At 66.9% G+C, this 5,861-nt stretch carries 7 protein-coding genes; 4 read left to right on the top strand and 3 right to left on the bottom strand.

Annotated features, from left to right (window positions below):
* The 4 genes from BEN49_RS10065 to BEN49_RS10075 form a co-directional block, all read left to right on the top strand.
* Window positions 1-506 (top strand): hypothetical protein (locus BEN49_RS10065; protein ID WP_204376084.1); only part of this gene is annotated, 506 nt, incomplete at its 5' end.
* Between the two features lie 180 nt (window positions 507-686).
* Window positions 687-821, top strand: coding sequence for a DUF1963 domain-containing protein (locus BEN49_RS30915; protein WP_083325969.1), 135 nt, complete (start codon window positions 687-689; stop codon window positions 819-821).
* Window positions 822-839: 18 nt separating this feature from the next.
* On the top strand, window positions 840-1,856 hold the full coding sequence (locus BEN49_RS10070) for a hypothetical protein (protein ID WP_125916703.1): 1,017 nt from the start codon (window positions 840-842) through the stop codon (window positions 1,854-1,856).
* Between the two features lie 40 nt (window positions 1,857-1,896).
* A complete protein-coding gene (locus BEN49_RS10075) occupies window positions 1,897-3,183 on the top strand; it encodes a chloride channel protein (protein ID WP_239691894.1) in 1,287 nt (428 codons plus the stop codon).
* Window positions 3,184-3,399: 216 nt separating this feature from the next.
* Here the strand turns inward: BEN49_RS10075 and BEN49_RS10080 are convergent, their stop codons facing one another.
* The 3 genes from BEN49_RS10080 to BEN49_RS10090 all read right to left on the bottom strand — a co-directional run bounded on the left by BEN49_RS10080 (window position 3,400) and on the right by BEN49_RS10090 (window position 5,659).
* On the bottom strand, window positions 3,400-4,710 hold the full coding sequence (locus BEN49_RS10080) for an MFS transporter (protein WP_070742913.1): 1,311 nt from the start codon (window positions 4,708-4,710) through the stop codon (window positions 3,400-3,402).
* A gap of 133 nt (window positions 4,711-4,843) precedes the next feature.
* Window positions 4,844-5,212 (bottom strand): nuclear transport factor 2 family protein, encoded by a 369-nt coding sequence (locus BEN49_RS10085; protein WP_070742914.1) that lies wholly within the window; start codon window positions 5,210-5,212, stop codon window positions 4,844-4,846.
* 78 nt (window positions 5,213-5,290) lie between these two features.
* Window positions 5,291-5,659: a VOC family protein gene (locus BEN49_RS10090; protein ID WP_070742916.1), complete on the bottom strand. Its 369-nt coding sequence runs from the start codon at window positions 5,657-5,659 to the stop codon at window positions 5,291-5,293.
* Between the last annotated feature and the right edge of the window lie 202 nt (window positions 5,660-5,861).

Here is a 5,861-nt window from a genome sequence, read left to right on the forward strand (position 1 = left end):
CAACGCCGAAGCGCCGCCGAAGCCGCCGCCTTCTGCAGGCCACCGTGGCAGCGGTCCAGGCCCGGCGCGGCAGCGTGGCCTTTGCCGCCGAGCTGCTGGCCCAAGCCGGCGACGTGGCCGCGCTGCGCGCCTTTGTGCTCGGGCTGGAGTGGCTGGCCGTCAGCCCGCCCTACCACAGCGAAATTGCCCTGATGGCCCTGGCCGCCGCCGACCCTCTCCCCCTCATGCTGGAGCTGGAAACCCGCCTGCCGGCCTACCTCCACGGCCGGGCCGGTGCCAAGCGCGGGGCCTTCCTCTACGAGCGCATCGGCCGCTGGCTGGTGAGCCTGCGCGGCACCGCCCCCCGCCTCGCCGAGCCCATCCTGCGCCTGGCCCAGGAGCTGCGCGAGGAGTTCCCCACCCTGCACGGCCTGCGCGACGTGCTGCGGCGGGAGGGCTTTTTGGTAGCTCCGGAGCCGGTGGCGGAGGTAAAAAAGAAAAGCGGACGCAAGCCCAAACAGGGGTAGCTGCACATAGCGCGCCGCCGGCCGGGTGGTGCTACTCACCGGCCCCGGCGTAGTTTCGCCGGGTCTTCTTCACCCTACGCCCTCCCCCATGTTGCCAGCTTTTCTTGGTGAGTTTCGGCCGCAGCTTAAACACTACCGGCTCGATTACCTGAAGCGGGGAACCCAGGCTGGGCCAACGATGTGCAGCTGCTCCAGCTTGATTCAGACGAACAAATCAGGTTTGGCGACAGCAGCCTAGCGCACTTGTTCATCAGCCCAGACGCGCTGCGAGAGCGGCGGTTTGACCAAGCCTACTTTTACTGGGACTGCTGCTAATTTATTAATCACTTGTTAATGAAGCGTCTATTAGCCCTCCTTTGCTGCGGGGCCCTATTGCCCGCCCGGGCCCAGCAGCCGCAGTTCGCGGTGCGCAACCTGCACTTGCCCAAGGAGCTGGCCTACTACGACAACCAGTTCTCGGGCCTCGCCGCCAGCGCCGACCAGCTATACCTGCTATCGGAGAGCCGGCTCCAGGACAAGGCCGAAGCCAAGCTCTACGCCGTGCGCCTGGCCGACCTCGACCGCCAGCTCGCCGACACCGCCTACGTGCTGCCCTACCAGAAGGTGCCCATCGCGGGCCTGCCCGCGCTGCGCGCCCGCATGGCCGCCGCCGGGCAGCGCTACGAGGGCCTGGAGGCCATGCTGCTGGTGCAGGACGTGGTGTATTTGTCCGTCGAAACCGATACTCCCTCGCCCCTGTGCTACCTGCTCAGGGGCCAGCTGCGCGCCAATGCCGTGGTGCTCGACACCACCTTCCTGCTGCCCCTAGCCAAGCCGCTGGCCCCCGATGGCAGCCACATCTACAACGCCGGCTTCGAGGCGCTGGCCGCGGCCAACAAGCAGGTAATGGCTTTTTTTGAATACAACAGCTTCCCGGGCCAAAACAGCGTTTACGAATTAGCTAGCAACCCCTTATCCAGCGCCAGCGCGCCGGGCAAACTGCCCCTGGCCCCGCTGCCCTTCCGCATCACCGACGTGACGGCGACCGGCAAAAACCGCTTCACGGCCCTCAACTATTTCTTCAAGGGCGGGGGCGGGGACGCCGTTTACCGCCCACCGGCCAGCGACCTGCCCAATGCCCGGCTCATTCTGGACCAGGGCGGCTACAAAAGCTACGCCCGCCTGCTCACCATCGAGCTCAAAGACAACCAGTTGACCTGGCAGCCGCTGTGGGAATTTCCCGAGCCGTACTGGGGCTACAACTGGGAGGGCATTGCCGCCTACCGGGGCGGCTACTTCGTCATCAACGACAAGTACACGCCCAGCCGGCCCTACCAAACCACGCTGCTGTATTTGCAGCCCGCCAAGTAGCCCCCGGTTTGGGGGCGCAATCCTCCCGTTACTTCGCGCCGTGGCTAGCCTTTCTTCCTTCTCCGTGCTGCGCGCTTTTCGGGCGGCTTCTACTACGTACACGGCCGTGTTTACGCTGCGTTGGGCGCTGCTGGCGGCGCTGGTGGGGGCCCTGGCGGGCACGGCATCGGCCGGCTTTCTGGTGAGCCTGGAGTGGGTGACGCGTTGGCGCGAGGCCCACCCCGGGGCCCTGGCGCTGCTGCCGGTGGGCGGCCTGCTGGTGGGCCTCGCCTACCACTACTTCGGCAACCGCGTGGTGAAGGGCAACAACCTGATTCTGGACGAAATCCACGCACCCAGCGAAACCATTCCACTGCGGCTGGTGCCGCTGGTGCTGGGCGGCACGCTCGTCACGCACCTGTTTGGCGGCTCGGCGGGGCGCGAGGGCACGGCCGTGCAAATGGGCGCCGCCCTGGCCGACCAGCTGGCGCGCTGGCTGCCGCGGCGCGAGCGCCGGCTGCTGCTCATCGCGGGCATGAGCGGGGGGTTTGCCGCGGTGTTCGGCACGCCGCTGGCGGGGGCAGTGTTTGGCCTGGAGGTGTTTTTGCTGGGCTCGGTGCGCTACGACGCCATTTTGCCCAGCTTCCTGGCCGCCGTGGTGGCCGATGCCGTGACGCGCGCCTGGGGCGTGGGCCACACCCAGTACCCTGCGCTGGGGGCCCTGCCGCTCACGGCCGCCGGGCTGGGCAGCACGCTGCTGGCGGGGGCCCTGTTTGGGCTGGCGGCGCGGTTTTTCGCCACCCTCACGCACGGCATTACCCAGGTTTTCAAGCGGATAAATTACCCGCCGCTGCGGCCGGTGGTGGGCGGCGTGCTGGTGGCAGCGGCCATGTGGGCCCTGGGTACCATGCGCTACGCCGGCCTCGGCGTACCGGTTATCGTGGAGGCGTTTCAGCATCAATTGGGGGCTCAGGATTTTGCCCTGAAGCTGGCCCTGACGGCCCTCACGCTGGGCGTGGGCTACAAGGGCGGGGAGGTGACGCCGCTGTTTTTCATCGGGGCTACGCTGGGCTCGGCGCTGGCCGGGGTGCTGCCGCTGCCGGTGGCGCTGCTGGCGGGCATGGGCTTCGTGGGCGTGTTTGCGGGCGCGGCCAACACGCCCCTGGCCTGCCTGCTGATGGGCCTGGAGCTGTTCGGGGCCCGCGCCGGCATCTACCTGGGCCTGAGCTGCGTGGTGGCCTACCTGTTCTCGGGCCACCACGGCATCTACGCCTCGCAACTGGTTGGGCAGGCCAAAAATCCGCGGCTGGGCCGGCACCAGGGCCGGCGGCTGAACGAGCTGGGTTAAAAGAATGTGGAGATGCGAGGGATGTAGAGGATGTGAAAATCAATATTGAACGTCATGCTGAGCGGACCGAAGTGCAGCCCAAGCATCTCTACTGCTCAGCTAAATCAATTGATTACCACTGCGGGAGAGATGCTTCGGCTCCACTTCGTTCCGCTCAGCATGACAACCTAAAAAGCCCCTAACGGATTCATCCTCACGTCCTTTTCTCCGCCTCCCCTACCCTTGCGCTACCAGCGCGGGCTGGGGCCGCAGCCGGCGCTGGGCCACTACCAACCCCAGCATCAGCCCGCCGCAGGCCAGGCCGATGACGGGCGCGGTGGTGATTTCCAGCAACCAGCCGTTGAGGTAGCTGCTGGCCACGCCGCACAGGTTCACGAGGGCCATGTAGGTGGTGAATTGGGAGCCCTCGATTTTGGGGCGGCAGAAGGCCATCAGGGCCGGCATGGCGGCCACGCTCAGCAGCGGGTCGGCTACGTTCATCAGCACCAGGCCCGTGAAGCCCAGGGCCCGCAGGTGCCAGTACGGCGCCAGGGCCCCAAATACGAGCAGAAAGAAGGCATAGCCGGCCATCACCCAGTATTGCAGGCGGGCGGTGCCGAGGCGGTCCACCAGCACGCCCCCGCCCAGCAATAGTGCAAACGCGGCCACGCTGCCCCAGCTGCCTTGCAGGATGGACACGTCGGCGTCGGCCCAGTGCAGGGTGTGGATGAGGTGGTAATTGTAGGCGTTGCCGAACAGGTAGCTGGCCAGGTAGGCCAGGAAAATAATGCCGAACGCCCGCAGGCTGTAGCGCTCCACCATGGCCCGCCACAGCTCGGCGAAGAGCCAGCGCAGCGAGGGGTTTTGCTCGTCGTCGTTCAGGGCCGCGGCATGGGCCCGGGCCGCGGCGCGCCCGGCTTTGCCAAACGTGGGCAGCAGGCGGTCGGCGCGGTCGAGCTTGATGAAAAACGTGAGTACCGTGAGCACCAGTAACGTGGCCGACTGCACCAAGGCCGCTGGCCGAAAGCCGCCGTGGTGCAGCACGTAGGCCAGCACCGCACCGCCCACGGCCCAGCCCAGCAGGTAGCCCCCGCGCATGAAGGCGTTCACGCGGCCGCGCTCGGCCAGCGGCACCACCGAAATGGCGATGGCGTCCACGCTGGCGTCCTGGATGGAGGCGAACACGCTGTGCACGAAGAACACCCCGCTCATGAGCCCCAGCTGGGCCACGGGGTTGTGCACGAGCAGCAGCGAAAGCGAGGCCAGGCAGGCCACCAACTGCGTGAGCACCACCCACTGCTTGCGGTGCCCGATGATGGAATATTGAAACTTATCAATCAGGGGCCCCCAGATGAACTGGAACGTCCAGGGCAGGCCCACGATGGCGGCGAACGTGCCCACCGATTTGGCCGTGAGGCCGCTGCCCACCAGGTAGTTGTACACCGCCGTCAGGGCAAACCCCGAGGGAATGCCCTGCATCACGTACAGGTAAAAAAACGTGAAGTAGCGCAACCCCACGCTCTCCCGCAGCACCAGACTTTTTGCCATAACCGTGCGCTAACAACGGCCGGGGGCCCTAATGGTTAAGGCCCAGCTTATTGGCCACGCGGGGCCCCGGGCAGCTACTTGCAGGCCCCCGCCCGGGGCACAGGCAGCGGCGCGCCGCTTGCACCCCGGGCTTTTATGTGGGCTCTGCCCCAGAGGGCACCGGCTCGATGTCCATCTGCTGGAGTAGTCCCTCCCGCAGGGTGTAGAGGTGCCGCACGGGGCCCTCGAACACCAATTGGCCCTGCTTGTCGTGCACCACTTGGTGCACGGCCACTTCGAGCCGGCCATCGGCGCGCTCCCGGATGCCGGTGGGCTCCACCTTCGGGTCCAGCTCCTGCCACTGCCGCAGCCAGTATTCGCGCACCTCGGCGTGGCCCGTGGCGTAGTCGCCCTCCCAGGCCTTGGCCCAGCGCACCTGCGGGTGGAAGGTGGCCAGGACGGCGGGAATATCGCGGGCGTTGAAGGCGGCATAGGCGGTTCGGATCAGGTCGTGCGGCTGCATGCGAAAGGGAAGAGGATGTGGTAACAACGGCGCGGGGCCCTAATGGTTAATGACAGGCTTATCGGCCGCGCCGGGGCCCTAACTACCCAGCTGCAACATTTCCAGCCGGTTCTCGAACGGGTCGCGGACGAAGAAGCGCTGCCGGCCAGCCAGGTCCGACGCCGGCTCGATGGCCACGCCCTGCGCTTCCAGCGCCCGCCGGGCCCCGGCCGCGTCGGCCACCTCGAAGGCCGGGTGGCGCTTCGAGCGGGGCCCCAGCGGCGCGGGGTCTTCTTGGATGTGCAGCTCGATGCCGCCCACCAGGTACCAGATGGTGGCCTTGGGGTGGGGCCCCGGCGCCTCGGGCAGCCCCAGCACCCCGCCGTAAAAGGCGCGGGCCGCTTCCAGGGCCCCCAGCGGCACGCTCAGCAGCAAGTGGTGGAAGCGGGTGAATTGAATAGCATTCATAACAAGTTATCTTATTGCTGTTAAACACGTTGCCACCTATCTGCCAGGCTCCTACTGAGTCACGGCCTCAGCAGCTTTGCTGATGTCGCCGCTCACTTTTTGCAGAAAAGCCAGCTGCTCGCGCCAGGTGGGGTCGGTCGGGGCGGCGGCGGCGGGCGGGGCGGCGGCTTCGGGCTCGGGGTCGGTGGGGCCAGGCGGCGCA

The sequence above is a fragment of the Hymenobacter coccineus genome (assembly GCF_001816125.1).
Lineage (GTDB): Bacteria > Bacteroidota > Bacteroidia > Cytophagales > Hymenobacteraceae > Hymenobacter > Hymenobacter coccineus.

Excerpts from the sequence above, each read along its gene's own strand:
- BEN49_RS10085 (WP_070742914.1), bottom strand. The coding sequence starts at position 5,212 with ATGCAGCCGCACGACCTGATCCGAACCGCCTATGCCGCCTTCAACGCC.
- BEN49_RS10070 (WP_125916703.1), top strand. The coding sequence starts at position 840 with ATGAAGCGTCTATTAGCCCTCCTTTGCTGCGGGGCCCTATTGCCCGCC.
- BEN49_RS10080 (WP_070742913.1), bottom strand. The coding sequence starts at position 4,710 with ATGGCAAAAAGTCTGGTGCTGCGGGAGAGCGTGGGGTTGCGCTACTTC.
- BEN49_RS10090 (WP_070742916.1), bottom strand. The coding sequence starts at position 5,659 with ATGAATGCTATTCAATTCACCCGCTTCCACCACTTGCTGCTGAGCGTG.